Consider the following 14,553-nt stretch of genomic DNA (forward strand, 5'->3'; position numbering starts at 1 on the left):
AGCCGGGCGGGTCCGCCGCGCGGCGATCGGCGGACCCGCCGGGGCGCGGCGTCCGCGGCCCCGTCAGTCGTCGAACACCTTGTCGGCCGCGGTGATGAGCCCCAGCTGCGGGTTGGCGGCGCAGAAGGCGCCGAGCTTCTCGGCATTCTTGACGAACTTGTCGGTGTCGATCACCGGCGGGTCGTCCTCGTCCCGGTAGTAGGCGTCGAGCCAGGTGAGGATGAGCGCGATCGTGTCCTTGTCGCTACTGACGAACTGCTGGCAGGTCATGGTGGACAGGTCCCACTTCTCCGCCGCAGCCGGGCTGAGCCCGGCGATGAGCACCGCCAGGGCGAAAAGATATCTCATGAGCGTTCCCCTAATGCCTCGCGCGGCGGTCCGGTCCGCCGTCGTGCCGGCATCATGCGCTTGAGCCGGGAGAAGCGCCACGGAAATAGGCGGTTATGGGAAGGGCGGCGCGATGCGGCAGGCTGGTGCTGCGAGAGAGGATTGAACTCTCGACCTCTCCCTTACCAAGGGAGTGCTCTACCACTGAGCTACCGCAGCGAACCGGTCCGGCCGGGCCGGGGGTCCGGGAGGGAAAACCATCCCTGCCCGAAAGGCGGGGCGGCGCGCCGTCCCGTCAGGCGGCCTCTCCTGCCACATGCGGGTGATGGGCGCAAGGGGCAGGTGGGGCCGCGCGCCCCTTTGTGCCCGCCATGAACAGGAGCGTGCGCGCGGCCGGCCGCCTAACCCGGCGCCCCGCGCGCAGGCGCCCCGGGACGCATCGGTTCGCGCGACCGCGCAGCGCCGGCCCTGCGCGCCGCGGTGCCCGGCGAACGGGCGCGATGCGCTTTAATTTTGCGCGTGCACAACGCTTGAGCGTCGGCGCGCGCCTTAGTAGCCTGATCGCAGGCGGTGGCGCCGGGCGGGGATCAGCATGGCTTCGGAGAAGACGCGCAAGGAAACCATCGGCGCCGTGCGGCGTTCGTTCGCCCCCTGGAGCGATCCCACCAAGACGCCGCTGATCCGGTTCGAGAACGTGGTGAAGCGCTTCGGCGACTTCACCGCCGTCAACGACGTCACCCTGGACATCTACGAGCGCGAGTTCTTCGCGCTGCTCGGCCCCTCGGGCTGCGGCAAGACCACGCTGATGCGCATGCTCGCCGGCTTCGACGAGCCGACCACCGGGCGCGTCACCCTCGCCGGGCAGGACCTGTCCGGCGTGCCGCCCTACCGGCGGCCGGTGAACATGATGTTCCAGTCCTACGCCCTGTTCCCGCACATGAGCGTCGCCGACAACATCGCCTTCGGCCTCAAGCAGGACAAGATGCCGAAGGCCGACATCGACGCCCGCGTCGAGGAGATGCTGAAGCTCGTCAAGCTCACCTCGTTCGCCAAGAGGAAGCCGCACCAGCTTTCCGGCGGCCAGCGCCAGCGCGTGGCGCTCGCCCGCTCGCTCGCCAAGCGCCCGAAGGTGCTGCTGCTCGACGAGCCGCTCGGCGCGCTCGACAAGAAGCTGCGCGAGGAGACCCAGTTCGAGCTCATGGACCTGCAGATGGAGCTCGGCATGACCTTCCTGATCGTCACCCACGACCAGGAGGAGGCCATGACCGTGGCCGACCGCATCGCGGTCATGAACCAGGGCGTGCTGGTGCAGGTGGCGACCCCGGCGGAGATCTACGAGCAGCCGGCCACGCGCTACGTGGCGGACTTCATCGGCGACGTGAACCTGATCGCGTGCAAGGTCACCTCCTGCCAGGGCGACCAGGCGATCCTGACGACGCCCATCACCTCGACCCCCATCCACGTGACCCAGCAGGTGGAGGCGGCCTCGGGAGACGAGGCCTGGGTGGCGATCCGCCCCGAGAAGCTGCGCATCACCCTCGACCAGCCGCCGGACATCACCGAGAACTGCTTCGAGGGCAGCATCTGGGACATCGGCTATCTCGGCGACCTCTCCATCTACCATGTGGAGCTGCCCTGCGGCACGCGCATCAAGGTGTCCCAGCCCAACCTCTCGCGCGTGGTGCAGCGCCCCATCTCCTGGGAAGACAAGGTGTGGGTGACGTTCGCGCCCCATGCCGGCGTCGTCCTGACACGCTGAGGGGAGGCGGGAATGGCGCTCGCGAGCGAGAAAGGCTGGGGGCGGACGTTCGTGGTCGCGCTGCCCTATCTGTGGCTGCTGGCGCTGTTCCTCGCGCCGTTCCTCATCGTCTTCAAGATCTCGCTCTCGCAGGACGTGGTGGCGCAGCCGCCCTACACGCCGCTGCTCGACCTCTCGGCGGGATGGGAGGGCATCCGCAGCTTCCTGTCCCAGCTCTCCTTCGACAACTACTTCTATGTGCTCGACTTCTCGAACGAGTTCCTGCAGGCCTACGGGTCCAGCCTCGTCATCGCTGCGATCTCGACGCTGCTGCTGCTCGCCGCCGGCTACCCGATCGCCTACGGCATGGCGCGCGCGCCGCGCGCGCTCCAGCCGACGCTGCTGATGCTGGTGATCCTGCCGTTCTGGACCTCGTTCCTGATCCGCGTCTACGCCTGGATCGGCATCCTCTCTCCGGAGGGCCTCCTGAACCAGGCGCTGATGGGCATCGGTCTGATCGAGGACCCGCTGGAGATCCTCAACACCGACCTCGCGGTCTATATCGGCATCGTCTACTCCTACCTGCCCTTCATGGTGCTGCCGCTCTATTCGGCGCTGGAGAAGATGGACATGACGCTGCTGGAGGCGGCCGAGGACCTCGGCTGCCCGCCCTGGAAGGCGTTCTGGACCATCACCTTCCCGCTCTCGCTGCCGGGCGTCGCCGCCGGCTCGCTCTTGTGCTTCATCCCGGCGGTGGGCGAGTTCGTGATCCCGGACCTGCTCGGCGGCTCCGACACGCTGATGATCGGCAAGTCGCTGTGGACCGAGTTCACGGTGAACCGCTCCTGGACCGTGTCGTCGGCGGTGGCGGTGCTGCTGCTGCTGGTGCTGGTGGTGCCCATCGTCATCTACCAGAACATCCAGCAGCGCGAGCTGGAGGCGGGCAAATGAGCGGGCCGGCCGTCTATCGCGAACCGGCGACGGTGGCCTCTCACCCGATCCCTCTCCCCGCCGGGGAGAGGGGGGAAGCCGCGCCCGGCCCAGTGGCGGCGCGGGCACTGATCCGGGAGGCGGGCAAATGAGGCGCGGGCTCACCTGGTTCAACGTCAGCTCGATCGCGCTGGGGTTCGCCTTCCTCTACATCCCGATCCTGCTGCTGGTGATCTACTCCTTCAACGATTCGCGCCTGGTCACGGTGTGGGGCGGCTTCTCCACGCGCTGGTACTGGTCGCTGCTGGAGAACGAGCAGCTGCTCGACGCCGCCTGGGTGACGCTGCGCGTCGCCTTCGTCTCCGCCCTCGTCGCCACCGTGCTCGGCACCATGGCGGCCCTGGCGCTCACCCGCTACGGGCGGTTTAGGGGGCGGACCCTGTTCTCGGGCATGATCTACGCCCCCCTCGTCATGCCCGAGGTCATCACCGGCCTGTCGCTGCTGCTGCTGTTCGTGGCGGTGGACTTCGACCGCGGCTTCTGGACCGTGACGCTCGCCCACATCACCTTCACCATGTGCTTCGTGGCGGTGGTGGTGCAGTCGCGGCTCGTCACCTTCGACATGACGCTGGAGGAGGCGGCCCTCGACCTCGGCTCGCCGCCGCTCAAGACCTTCTTCACCATCACCCTGCCGCTGATCCTGCCGGCGGTGATCTCCGGCTTCATGCTGGCCTTCACGCTGTCGCTGGACGACCTCGTGATCGCGAGCTTCACCACCGGCCCGGGCGCCACCACCTTGCCGATGCGCATCTATTCCCAGGTGCGCCTGGGCGTGACGCCGGAGATCAACGCGGTCTGCACCATCCTGATCGCCATCGTCACCGTGGTGGTGATCGTCGCCTCCGTGGTCACCAAGCGGGCCGAGAGCCAGCGCCAGGCGGAAGAGCGCGCGGCGATGAAGGGCTGAGGAGCGGGATCGCCCGCGCCCGGCCGCGCGTCCCGCGGCGTCCCATCCTGCGTCATTCCATAAAAAAGAGCCGGCGCGGATTCCGCGCCGGCTCCCCGAGTTCCAGGCGTGCCGGACCGGTCAGTGGGCCATCAGCACCGGGGCGGTCATGGAGGCGAGGATATCCCGCGTCACGCCGCCGAGCACCAGCTCGCGCAGGCGCGAATGGCCGTAGCCGCCCATCACCACCAGGTCGGCGCCGCGGTCCGAGATCTCGTTGAGGATGGCGGACGAGACCGATTCGCCCGCGCCGACCGGCAGCGTGCGCACCTTGGCGGCGAGATTGTGCCGGGCCAGGTGGCGCACCACCTCCGGGCCTTCCTCGTCGGTGACGTCGCCGTTGGCATGGACCACGCGCAGCACCTCGACGCTCGTCGCCCGGTGCAGCAGCGGCAGCGCCTCGGCGAGCGCCCGCGCGCAGGCGCGGCCGCCATCCCACGCCACCACCACGCGCTCCACGGCGAACGGAGTCTTCTGCACGTAGGGCACCATCAGCACCGCGCGGCCGGACTCCATGAGCACGGTCTCGGCGATCACCTCCTCCGGCCCCGGAAGATCGGGATTGGGCTGGGCGACCACGGTGAGGTCGTAGAGCCGCGCCATGTGGGCGAAGCTGCCCGCCGCCACGCCGAGCGAGGCGGAGAGCGAGCGCGCCTCGAACGTGACGCCGGCCTCGGCGGCGATGGCCTTGAACCGCGCCGTCGCCTTGTCGGCCGCCGCCTGGTTCTCGGTCAACTGCGCGTCGATGAAGTCGGTCGGCAGCGCGCCCATGTAGAAGGGCGGCACGTCGATCTCGTAGGCGATGGACAGGCCCGTCATGTGGGCGCCGAAATAGGCGGCGAGGCTCGCCGCGAACTCGCACGCGCTGTCCTTCTCCACGCCCTGGGCCAGATTGACCAGAATGTCCCGGATCATGCGTTTCATCCCCCTCCGCCGCTTCGGCGCCGCGACCATACCCTATTCGCGCCGAAAATCCGCGCGCTTGATGTAGCTCAACAGGGCCTGGAGATGAAGACGCGGTCGCCTTGGGGGGAAGGCGACCGCGCCGGATGTGCGATCAGTTGGGGGGCATTGACCGCGACAGACAGATAACGGCCGGGTCGCCCATCGGTTCCGCGGCCGGAGAAAAAATCTCGCTGCCCCAGAGGAACTTCCATGCTACCGCAATCCGTCTTTCGTGCAGCCCGGGCGGCGGGCCGCAGAACGAGTGTGCCATGACGCCCGACCTCAGCATTGTTGTGCCGCTCTACAATGAGGCCAAGGGCCTCCAGACGTTCCACGACCGGCTGCTGCGCGCGGCGGAGGCCGAGGCGAACGCCCGCGGGCTGAGGATGGAGATCGTCTACGTGGACGACGGCAGCCGCGACGGCAGCGCGCGCCTCGCGGCGGGCCTTCCCGCCGGCATGCTGGATGTCCAGGTCGTCGCGCTGTCGCGCAATTTCGGCAAGGAGGCGGCGCTCGCCGCCGGCCTCGACCACGCCCGCGCCGACGCGGTCATGTTCATGGACGGGGACGGCCAGCATCCGCCCGAGATGATCTCGACCTTCCTGCGCCTGTGGAAGGACGAGGGCTACGACGTGCCCTACGCGGTGAAGGCGGACCGCCTCGACGAGCCCCTGAGCCGGCGGCTGTTCGTCAGGAGCTTCTACTGGCTCCTGAATTTCGGCGCCTCCACGGCCATTCCCGAGGATGCGGCCGACTTCCGCCTGCTGTCGCCCCGGGCCACCGCCGCGCTGCGGCGGATGCCCGAGCGCAACCGCTTCTTCAAGGGCCTGTCGAGCTGGGTCGGCTACCGCCAGGTGGCGGTGCCGTACCGGCCGGCCGCGCGCTCCCACGGCAAGACCTCGTTCAGCCTGCTGCGGCTGCTGGGCCTGTCCATGGAGGGCCTGACCTCGTTCTCGCCGGCGCCGCTGCGCCTCGCCGGCCTGTTCGGCGCCGCGATCGCCGGCCTCGCCTTGATCTTCGGCCTGTCGATCGTCGTCGAGCGCTTCGTCTGGGGCATCCCCGTGCCGGGCTATCCGTCGGTGGTGGTGGGGCTGATGGTGATCGGCGGCGCCCAGCTCCTGGTGATGGGCGTGATGGGCGAGTACATGGCGCGGATCCTGTCCGAGATCAAAGGCCGGCCGGTCTATTTCGTCGCCGACCACATGCTGAGCCACGGCACCGGCGCGCACGGCCACGGCGGCGAGGGCGAGGCCGGGCACGACGGCGCCGGCGGCCATCCCCACGCCCATCCGCATCCGGCGGCGGCGCCCGCCGCGCCCACGGCGGGGGAGGACCGGTGAAGCGCGTCGTCCTGTGCGCGGACGACTACGCCATCGCCCCCGGCGTCAGCCGCGGCATCCGCGAGCTGGTGGCGCTCGGCCGCCTGAACGCCACCTCGGTCATGACCGTGTTCGAGGGCCTGCCGGAGGCGGCGCCTGCGCTCGATGCCGCCTGTGCCGGCCGCGCGGTCAGCATCGGCCTGCATGTGACCCTGACCGGAGGCTTTGCGCCGCTCACCGCACCGGCGGCGCGCTTTCCGACCCTATCCGGGCGGCTGATCGAATTCCTGACCGGACGGCTCGATCGCGCGGCGCTCGCCGCCGAGGTCGAGGCCCAGTTCGCCACCTTCCAGGCCGTCTTCGGCCGGCCGCCCGACCATGTGGACGGACACCAGCACGTCCACGTTCTGCCGGGGGTGCGCGACGTGGTGATCGCGGCTGCGGCGCGGCATGCGCCCGGCGCCTGGCTGCGCGATGTCCGGCCGGCCGCGCCCGGGCTCGACGGGCCGGGGCTCAAGGCGCGCCTCATCGGCGCGTTCGGCGCCGGATTCCCCGCCGCCGCCGCGCGCGCTCGCCTGCGCACGTCGGGACGCTTCGCGGGCGCGTATGACTTCTCCGCCGGCTCCGACTTCGCAGCATTGCTGCGCCGCTTCCTTGCCGGGCTGCCCGAAGGCGGGCTTGCCATGGTCCATCCCGGCCATGTGGATGCGACGCTCGCCGCCCGCGATCCGGTCACCGACCAGCGCGCGCGCGAATATGCCGTGCTCGCCTCGGATGCGTTTCCCGGCCTGCTCGCGTCCGCCGGCGTGCGTCTTTTCTGACCGCAGGCGCCCGCTGCCCCATCGTCAGCTGCGACTTCGCCGTTGCAGCCGGCATCGGCTCGGCTCCAGAATAGGGAATGCGGCCTGACCTGATGCCCCTGTCCCGCCGAACGGCGGGCCTCCCTGGCGGCCCGCGCCCCCGTCGGCGGGAGGCGCGGCGGTGAGGCTCGACTGGCGCGAAATCGGCACCTGGATCTGGCGCGGGCTGGGCGGGGCGCTGGCCGTGGGCGGCATGGAGATCGCCGCCGATCTCGGCGAGACGCCGCTCGCTCTGGTGCCGTTCGCCACCTCCATCGTCGTCGTCATGGGCATGCCGGAGGCGAGCCCGGCCCAGCCGCGGGCGCTGGTGGGCGGCCACCTCGTGTCGGCGTCGTGCGGGCTCCTCCTGCTGTGGCTGTTCGGCCCGTCGCAGGTGGTGGCGGCGGCGGCGGTGGGGGTCGCCATGGTGGCCATGCGCCTGACCGGCACCATGCACCCGCCGGCCGCCATCAACCCGATCATCATCGTCATCGAGCAGCTGCCGGCGACCTTCCTGCTGGTGCCGATCGGCCTCGGCGCGGCGCTGCTCGCGCTGTTCGCCTTCGTCTGGCACAATCTGGGACAGCGGGGTGCGTGGCCGCGCCGCTGGAGCTGACCGGCCTCACTCCCGCCGCACGCGCTGATCCCAGCCGCCGATGTCCTCCGGCGCGTCGGACGGCGGCGGAATCTGGCCGGCGAGGCGCAGCGTGCGCTCCAGCAGCTGCTCGTAGATCGGCTTGCCGCCCAGCGCCTCGGCGACCAGGTTCGCGAACAGGCAGGTGAAGATCACCGGCAGCAGCAGCGCGTAGGCGCCGGTGAGCTCCGCCACCAGCACCATGCCCACCAGCGGCGCCCGCACGGTGGCCGAGAACAGGCCCCCCATCGCCGCGACCGCGAAGGCGGCGGTGGCCTCGGGCGGCAGCGCGAACGCCATGCCGAGCAGCGTGCCGAACAGGACCCCGACGGCGGTGGCAAGCGCGAGGATGGGCGCGAAGATGCCGCCGGGAATGCCGGTGGAATAGCTCGCCATGGTCATGACGAAGCGGATGGCGACGATGCCGGCCAGCGTGAGCGCGGGCAGGTTCTGCCCGGCAAGGGCGACGGCGAGCTGCTCGCCGCCGCCCGTGGCCTCCGGCCGCAGCAGCAGCAGCGGGCCGACCGCCGCGCCCACCACCAGCGGCACCAGATAGGGCGAGACCTTGAGGCCCACCGCGCGCGCGCCGTCGAGGGCGAGGATCAGGCAGCGGTTGAAGGCCACCCCGACAAAGCCGAGAATCGCGCCGAGGGCGATGAAGGCGGGCAGCAGCGCCAGCGGCATCTCCGGCACGTCGAGCCGGAGGTCGGGGCCGGTGCCGCCGATCAGCTCGGTCGCCACCGCGCTCGCGGCCGCGCACAGGATGACGGCGCTGTAGGTGCGGAAGCCGTAGGGGAACTGCCGGCGCGTCTCCTCGATCACGAACAGGATGGCGGCGAGCGGGGCGTTGAAGGCGGCGGCGAGGCCCGCCGCGCCGCCGGCGGCGAGCAGGCCGCGCATGTCGCGCGTGCCGAGGCCGGCGGCGTCGGACACCGCCTTGGCGACGGAGGCGCCCATATGGATGGTGGGGCCCTCGCGCCCCGCCACCAGGCCCGAGCCGAGGGCGAGGATGCCGCCGACGAACTTGACCGGGAGAATGCGCTTCCAGCGCACCGGCCGCAGGCCTTCGAGCGCGCCCTCGATCTCCTGCACGCCCGACCCCGCGGCCTCCGGCGCGAGGAAGCGCACCAGCGCGACGGAGAGCACCACCATGACGGCCGAGCCGGCGGAAAGGGCGGCGAGCCGCGCAGGCCCTGCAAGCACGCCGTCGAGCAGCGTGTGCCAGCGCGCGGCATCCTCGACGGCGATGTGGAACAGGGCGCCGACCACCCCGGCGATCACGCCCACCAGCGCGGCGAGGGTGTAGTAGGCCCAATCGCGCGGGGCGCGGGGCGCGCCGATCGTCTCTTCCGCCAATGATCCGTCGCTCCGGGCAGGATGGCGCCGGCCGGAGCGCGGCGCGTTCCTGCGTGCTTACCGGAGGATGGTGCGGCGCCGCAAGCGCGGCGCCGGCCTCAGGCCGAGCGGAGCACCGGCGGACCCGCCGGCCGCAGCACCCGCGGCGCCTCCGGGCCGTGCAGGTGGAGCACCCGGTCGTGCAGGGGCACCAGCGTGGAGCGGTGGCCGATGGAGATCACGGTGGCCTCGGGCAGGCGCGCCTTGAGCAGGCCGTACACCTCCTCTTCGGCGGCCTCGTCGAGCCCCGACGTCGCCTCGTCCAGAAGCAGCACGTCCGGCTGCTGGAGCAGCGCCCGTGCGACCGCGAGACGCTGCTGCTCGCCGAGCGAGAGCTCGTGCGGCCATTGCGCCTCCTCGCCGAGCCGGATGGCGAGCCCCTGAAGGCCCACGGCGCCGAGGACCTGCTCCAGGTCGGCGCGGGCGATGCTCTGCGGCGGCGCCGGATAGGTCAGGGCGGCGTCGAGCCGGCCCGAGGGGATGTACGGCTTCTGCGGCAGCACCAGCAGCCGGTGATGCGCGTGGCGCGCGATCTCGCCGCTGCCGTGGGGCCAGATGCCGGCGATGGCGCGCAGCAGCGTGGTCTTGCCGGCGCCGGAAGGGCCGGTGACGAGAACCCGTTCGCCCGGCGCCAGGCTGATGCCGTCGACCTCCATGAGCGGGGCGCCGGAGGGCAGGCGCACGTCGAGCCCCGACAAGGCGAGCGCGCCGTCGGCGCCCGGCGCGGACGCGAACGCCGGCTCGGCGGCGCGCGCCACTGCCATGGCGCGCTCGAAGCCGGTGAGGCGCTGGACCACCGAGGCCCATTCGGCGAGCTCCACATAGCTCGACACGAAGAAGGAGAAGGCGCCCTGCACCGATCCGAAGGCGGAGCCGGTCTGCATCAGCTGGCCGAGCTGGATGCCGCCGGAGAAGTAGCGCGGCGCCACCACCACGTAGGGAAAGATGTTGGAGATCTGGTTGTAGCCGGCGGTGAACCAGGTGAGCCGCTTCTGCGCCCGCATGATCTCGAAGAAGTTGCCCCAGACCCGGGCGAAGCGGCTCGACAGGCGCCGCTCCTCCGCCGGCCCGCCGTCGAGCAGCGCGATCTGCTCGCCGTTCTCGCGCACCCGCACCAGATCGACGCGGAAGTCGGCCTCGTAGCGCTGCTGCTCGAAATTGAGGCGCACCAGGGGCCGGCCGATCACATGGGCGAGGAGGGTGCCGGCGGCGGAGTAGAGCAGCGCGGCGAAGAACAGGTAGCCGGGAATGTTCACCTCGTGCCCGAACAGGCTGACCGCCAGCGAGCCGGACAGGCTCCACAGGATGACCGAGAACGAGACCAGCGAAACCGTGGCGCCCAGCAGGCCGACGCCGACGGAGATGGTGCGGCTGACGAACAGCTGCACGTCCTCGGCGATGCGCTGGTCGGGATTGTCGGCGACGTCGCCCTTGAGGCGCAGGCGGTAGTGCACGTCGTCCGAGAGCCAGGCATCGAGATAGCGCTGGGTCAGCCAGCGGCGCCAGCGGATCACCAGCCATTGCTTCAGGTAGATCTGGTAGACGGCGACGACGATGGCGCCGGCGGCGATGGCGCAGAACACCAGAAGCTGGGTGCGGAAGGCGGCGAGGTCCTTGTCCTGGATCGCATTGTAGAAGGCGACGTTCCACTCGTTGAGCAGCACGGTGGCGTAGACCCAGGCGAGCTCCAGCGCCACCACGGCGCCGAGCAGGCCCAGCGCGACGGCGCGCTCCTCGCTGCGGAAGTAGGGCAAGGCGAGACGGCGCACGTCGCCGAGGAGGTGAAGGAGCTTGCGCACGGGGCCGTCTCCGGTGGGTCTTGTCGCGGCTTCGGGAGCCGAAGCCTTGCCGGCAAGACCATGTCCGCACGATGGCCGTCGCATGAAACATTGGAAAGGTTTCGCAGCCCTGCCCCAAGGTTAGGCTGCGCGCATCACGCTTTAATTCTTTGCGCGCGCAGGCACTGCGGCGCCCGGCTTCGCCTCGGCCGGGTCGACCGCGCGGTGCGCCATGGCGTCCGCCGGGTAGGGGGCGAGGAGGTCGCGCGGGTCGGGGTCGCCGAGGTAGCGGGGAATGTCGGCGCTGTGGAGGATGACGGGCATGCGCGCGTGCAGCTCGGCCATCACCGGGTTGGCGGCGCAGGTGACAAGCGTGAAGGTGCGCAGCCATTCGCCGGAGGCCGGGTCCTTCCAGCCCTCCCACAGGCCGGCCAGCGCCATGCCGGCGCCGCCGCGGAGAAAGATGAAGTGGGGCACCTTGCCGCCCGGGCCTGGCGTCCATTCATAGAAGCCCTCCGCCGGCACCACGCAGCGCCGCCGCCGGTGCCAGGCGCCACGGAAGGACGGCTTCTCGGCGATCGTCTCGGCGCGGGCATTGATGAGCCGCGCGGCGCCGCGCGTGTCCCGCGACCAGACCGGGACCAGGCCCCAGCGCAGCAGCGACAGGCGGAGATCGCCGGCCTCGGGATGGCGGCGCAGCACCAGCGCGTCGTCCGTGGGCGCCACGGTCCAGCGGGCGGGCGCGTTGGGCAGCGGCACGTCGAGGCCGACGCCGTAGCGCTCCGCATAGGCGCGCGGCGAGAGGTTCTGGACGAAGCGCGAGCACATGGCGCGGATCGGCTCAGGCCGGACGCTCGGACGCGCTCACGCCGCGATCCGGAACCGCCCGTTGATGGAAGGGAGGCCATCGGTCGCCACCCGTCCCTGGGCCACCAGATGCTCCAGGTGGGCCAGAACCGTGAGCGAGGCGGCGCCCGTGAGGCGCGGGTCGAGGCCGATATAGATGCCGCGCACCAGCTCCGGAATGGTCGAGGCATCGCGGTCGAGCGCCCGCAGGATCGCCGCCTCGCGCGCATGGCGGTGATCGAGAAAGTCCCGCACATGGGCCGGCGCGTCGCGCACCGGGCCGCCGTGGCCGGGCAGATAGACCTTCTCGGTGCGCGCGGCGAGGCGCTCCAGCGAGGCGATGTAGTCGCCCATGGAGCCGTCCGGCGGCGCGACGATGGAGGTGGCCCACGCCATCACGTGGTCGCCGGAGAAGACGAGGTCCTCCTCCTTCAGCGCGAAGGCGGTGTGGTTCGCGGTGTGGCCGGGCGTGGCGACGGCGGTGAGCGTCCAGCCTGCGCCGGAAAGGGTCTCGCCGTCGCCGATGGCGATGTCGGGGCGGAAGTCCATGTCGGCGCTGGCGTCGAGCCGCGCCCCCTCGCCGACCTCGATGGCGCGCGAGGGCCGGTGTGGCCCTTCCGCAACGGTAATGGCCCCCGTGGCGGCGATGACCGCCGGGCAGGCGGGGGAGTGGTCGCGGTGCGTGTGGGTGATGAAGACGTGGGAGACCGTCTCGCCGCGCACCGCATCGAGCACGGCGGCGACATGGGCCGGGTCGTCGGGGCCCGGATCGAGGATCGCCACCGTCCCGCGGCCGACGATGTAGGTGCAGGTGCCGGTGAAGGTGAAGGGCGACGGGTTCGGCGCGACGATGCGGCGGACCAGGGGCGAGACCTCGACGACCCGGCCTGAGGGGGCGTCGAAGCTGCGGTCGAAGGTGATGTCCTCGCTCATGGGATCCCGGACGAGAGCGTTGAGGCAGGGGGCACGCAGCCAGGAGAGCCGGCGCCGGCGGCCATGCCCGTCGCCACGGCTTTCAAGTCCCTAGGCTGGGCCAGATCGGGGCGGAAGGAAAGGCGGAAGAAGCGCGCGCCGGGACAAGACGGGCGCCGCGACAAAGAAAAACCCGCTGCCTTGCGGCAGCGGGTCTCGAACGAAGCGTGGCTTCGATCAGAACTTGTAGTTCACACCGGCCTTGAAGGTGTGGAACTTGGTGTCGTTGCTGATGGCCAGCGGGAAGCCCGGAGGCACGATGCCGGTCAGGTCGAGCGTGTTGTCGCCGAGGTCGACGTACAGGTACTCGGCCTTGAACGTCCAGTGGTTGGTGATGGCGAACTCGCCGCCGGCACCGAGGGTCCAGCCCCAGCTGGTGGAGCTGTCGGAGAACACCGGCACGCCGATGAAGGTCACGTCGGTGCCGCTCTTGCCGTAGGCGATACCACCGGTGATGTAGGGCAGGAACCGATCGATCGCGTAGCCGAGGCGGGCGCGGATGGTGCCGAAGTAGTCGACCGAGGAGCCGGCGCTGACGATCGGCAGACCCATGAAGGAGGCCGACAGATTGCCGGAGATGTCCGACCACTGCAGGTCGGTCTCGATGCCGAGCACGACGTTGTTCGAGAACTGGTAGTTGTAGCCGATCTGACCGCCGACGAAGAAGCCGGAGGTGTTCAGGCTGGCAGAGGCGGTGAGCGGCGGGATGACGCCGGCGAAGGAGGCGTCATAGGTGACCGAGTCACCGCCGTAGCCGACGTTGGCACCGATGTAGAAACCGGTCCAGGAGAACACCGGCACGGCAACCGCCTTGACCGGATACTTCGTCGCCAGATCAGCCGCCGCGGCCGGAGCCGAGAGCGCCGCCAGCGCGACAGTGGCGAGAAGGAACCGCTTCATGAGAAACCCCCTTAAGCTTGGGTAACTGTCTTATGATCTGCACTCGCCAGCCATGCACGCCAAACGAGTCGCGTCGTCCAGTGCTCTCTGTCTAGCAGGGGGCGGGGGAAAAAGCCGTATCTTTCCTGCCACACTTGCAACCAAAACGCGGCGGCTCCAGCCGTTGAAAACTCACCAAAATACCTCACTTAAGCGAGGTTTTTCCAGGTGCTTCCGCCGCTACCGCCGCAATTGGTCGAGGGGCTGCGGGAGCGCGGGCGGCGACCCCATGCTCGCCAAAGGGTTGTGGGGAGCCGGCTCGAATCGGCCCGCGAGCAGGCCCGGCTCGGCGGCGGGCTCCCGCGCCCGTCCGCCGCCCCCGTCCCGCCATGCGCCTTTCGTCGGCAGGACCTGCCGCCCACGGGCGGCGGCGACGTGTCGGTCCCGGCGGCGCAAGCCGTTTTCAGCTTCGGTTCATACGCCCCGGCCTATGGTCGAGCGAACAGGTGGCCGTGTTCCGGCGGGAGGAAAGAAGATGCGACGACAGCCGTCAGGCACGAGGCGCATGGGCGCATCGGCGGCATTGGCCCTGGTGCTTTGCGCATGGGGTCCGGCTTCGGCCGTGGCCCAGTCCCGCCCGTACACGCCGTCCATGAGCTGCGGCGCGGTGGCGGCGCTGGTCCGGGCCAGGGGCGCGGTGCTCCTGTCCACCAGCCCGACGACCTTCGATCGCTACGTGAGCGCGGCCAACTACTGCTCGGTCGGCGAGGTGCTCAAGAACCAGTGGGTGCCGACGCGCGACAATCCGCAATGCTTCATCGGCTACACCTGCTTCGTGCCGTCGCGGGACAACTGGGTGCCGTGAGCCGGAAAGGGGCGCGGCCCCCTGCCGCCCGGCCGCGCAGTCCCGCCGGGCCGCGCAGGCGCCGCTTTGGCGGAACATTG

At 70.6% G+C, this 14,553-nt stretch carries 14 protein-coding genes and 1 tRNA gene; 7 read left to right on the forward strand and 8 right to left on the reverse strand.

The genetic code is table 11. The annotated features are described in order from the left end of the window. Positions 1–63: 63 nt before the first annotated feature. Both V5F67_RS06430 and V5F67_RS06435 read right to left on the reverse strand, forming a co-directional pair. Complete coding sequence (locus tag V5F67_RS06430) at positions 64–348, reverse strand: HdeA/HdeB family chaperone (protein WP_394019996.1); 285 nt, start codon at positions 346–348, stop codon at positions 64–66. A 123-nt stretch (positions 349–471) separates the two neighbouring features. Beyond that, a tRNA-Thr gene (locus tag V5F67_RS06435) sits at positions 472–546 on the reverse strand. 373 nt (positions 547–919) lie between these two features. Here V5F67_RS06435 and V5F67_RS06440 point away from each other — a divergent pair. From V5F67_RS06440 to V5F67_RS06450, 3 genes are all read left to right on the forward strand, one after another. After that, positions 920–2,086 (forward strand): ABC transporter ATP-binding protein, encoded by a 1,167-nt coding sequence (locus V5F67_RS06440; RefSeq protein ID WP_394019994.1) that lies wholly within the window; start codon positions 920–922, stop codon positions 2,084–2,086. Positions 2,087–2,098: 12 nt separating this feature from the next. After that, a complete protein-coding gene (locus tag V5F67_RS06445) occupies positions 2,099–3,016 on the forward strand; it encodes an ABC transporter permease (RefSeq protein ID WP_394019992.1) in 918 nt (305 codons plus the stop codon). A gap of 127 nt (positions 3,017–3,143) precedes the next feature. Then, complete coding sequence (locus V5F67_RS06450; protein WP_394019990.1) at positions 3,144–3,962, forward strand: ABC transporter permease; 819 nt, start codon at positions 3,144–3,146, stop codon at positions 3,960–3,962. Between the two features lie 120 nt (positions 3,963–4,082). Here V5F67_RS06450 and V5F67_RS06455 read toward each other — a convergent pair whose 3' ends face one another. Next, the gene (locus V5F67_RS06455; RefSeq protein ID WP_394019988.1) at positions 4,083–4,916 is read right to left on the reverse strand and encodes a universal stress protein; all 834 of its coding nucleotides are present in this window, start codon (positions 4,914–4,916) and stop codon (positions 4,083–4,085) included. Between the two features lie 299 nt (positions 4,917–5,215). Between V5F67_RS06455 and V5F67_RS06460 the strand changes: the two genes are divergently transcribed. From V5F67_RS06460 to V5F67_RS06470, 3 genes are all read left to right on the forward strand, one after another. After that, the gene (locus V5F67_RS06460; RefSeq protein WP_394019986.1) at positions 5,216–6,286 is read left to right on the forward strand and encodes a glycosyltransferase family 2 protein; all 1,071 of its coding nucleotides are present in this window, start codon (positions 5,216–5,218) and stop codon (positions 6,284–6,286) included. Beyond that, the gene (locus V5F67_RS06465; RefSeq protein ID WP_394019984.1) at positions 6,283–7,086 is read left to right on the forward strand and encodes a ChbG/HpnK family deacetylase; all 804 of its coding nucleotides are present in this window, start codon (positions 6,283–6,285) and stop codon (positions 7,084–7,086) included. Before V5F67_RS06460 ends, V5F67_RS06465 begins: the two co-directional genes overlap by 4 nt. Before the next feature lie 160 nt (positions 7,087–7,246). Next, positions 7,247–7,720 carry an HPP family protein gene (locus V5F67_RS06470; RefSeq protein WP_394019982.1) on the forward strand — a complete coding sequence of 158 codons (474 nt, stop codon included), beginning with the start codon at positions 7,247–7,249 and terminating at the stop codon, positions 7,718–7,720. Positions 7,721–7,726: 6 nt separating this feature from the next. Here V5F67_RS06470 and clcA read toward each other — a convergent pair whose 3' ends face one another. The 5 genes from clcA to V5F67_RS06495 all read right to left on the reverse strand — a co-directional run bounded on the left by clcA (position 7,727) and on the right by V5F67_RS06495 (position 13,629). Further along, positions 7,727–9,094: a H(+)/Cl(-) exchange transporter ClcA gene (gene clcA / locus V5F67_RS06475; RefSeq protein WP_394019980.1), complete on the reverse strand. Its 1,368-nt coding sequence runs from the start codon at positions 9,092–9,094 to the stop codon at positions 7,727–7,729. 98 nt (positions 9,095–9,192) lie between these two features. Further along, positions 9,193–10,932 (reverse strand): ABC transporter ATP-binding protein/permease, encoded by a 1,740-nt coding sequence (locus V5F67_RS06480; protein WP_394019978.1) that lies wholly within the window; start codon positions 10,930–10,932, stop codon positions 9,193–9,195. Between the two features lie 141 nt (positions 10,933–11,073). Next, positions 11,074–11,739, reverse strand: a complete 666-nt coding sequence (locus tag V5F67_RS06485; protein ID WP_394019976.1) for an SOS response-associated peptidase — start codon at positions 11,737–11,739, stop codon at positions 11,074–11,076. A 36-nt stretch (positions 11,740–11,775) separates the two neighbouring features. Beyond that, a complete protein-coding gene (locus V5F67_RS06490) occupies positions 11,776–12,690 on the reverse strand; it encodes an MBL fold metallo-hydrolase (protein ID WP_394019974.1) in 915 nt (304 codons plus the stop codon). A 216-nt stretch (positions 12,691–12,906) separates the two neighbouring features. Then, positions 12,907–13,629 (reverse strand): outer membrane protein, encoded by a 723-nt coding sequence (locus V5F67_RS06495; protein WP_394019972.1) that lies wholly within the window; start codon positions 13,627–13,629, stop codon positions 12,907–12,909. 601 nt (positions 13,630–14,230) lie between these two features. Between V5F67_RS06495 and V5F67_RS06500 the strand changes: the two genes are divergently transcribed. Then, a complete protein-coding gene (locus tag V5F67_RS06500; RefSeq protein WP_394019970.1) occupies positions 14,231–14,473 on the forward strand; it encodes a hypothetical protein in 243 nt (80 codons plus the stop codon). Positions 14,474–14,553 lie beyond the last annotated feature (80 nt).

It is taken from the genome of Xanthobacter pseudotagetidis, from assembly GCF_043194795.2.
GTDB classification, from domain to species: Bacteria; Pseudomonadota; Alphaproteobacteria; order Rhizobiales; family Xanthobacteraceae; genus Xanthobacter; species Xanthobacter tagetidis_A.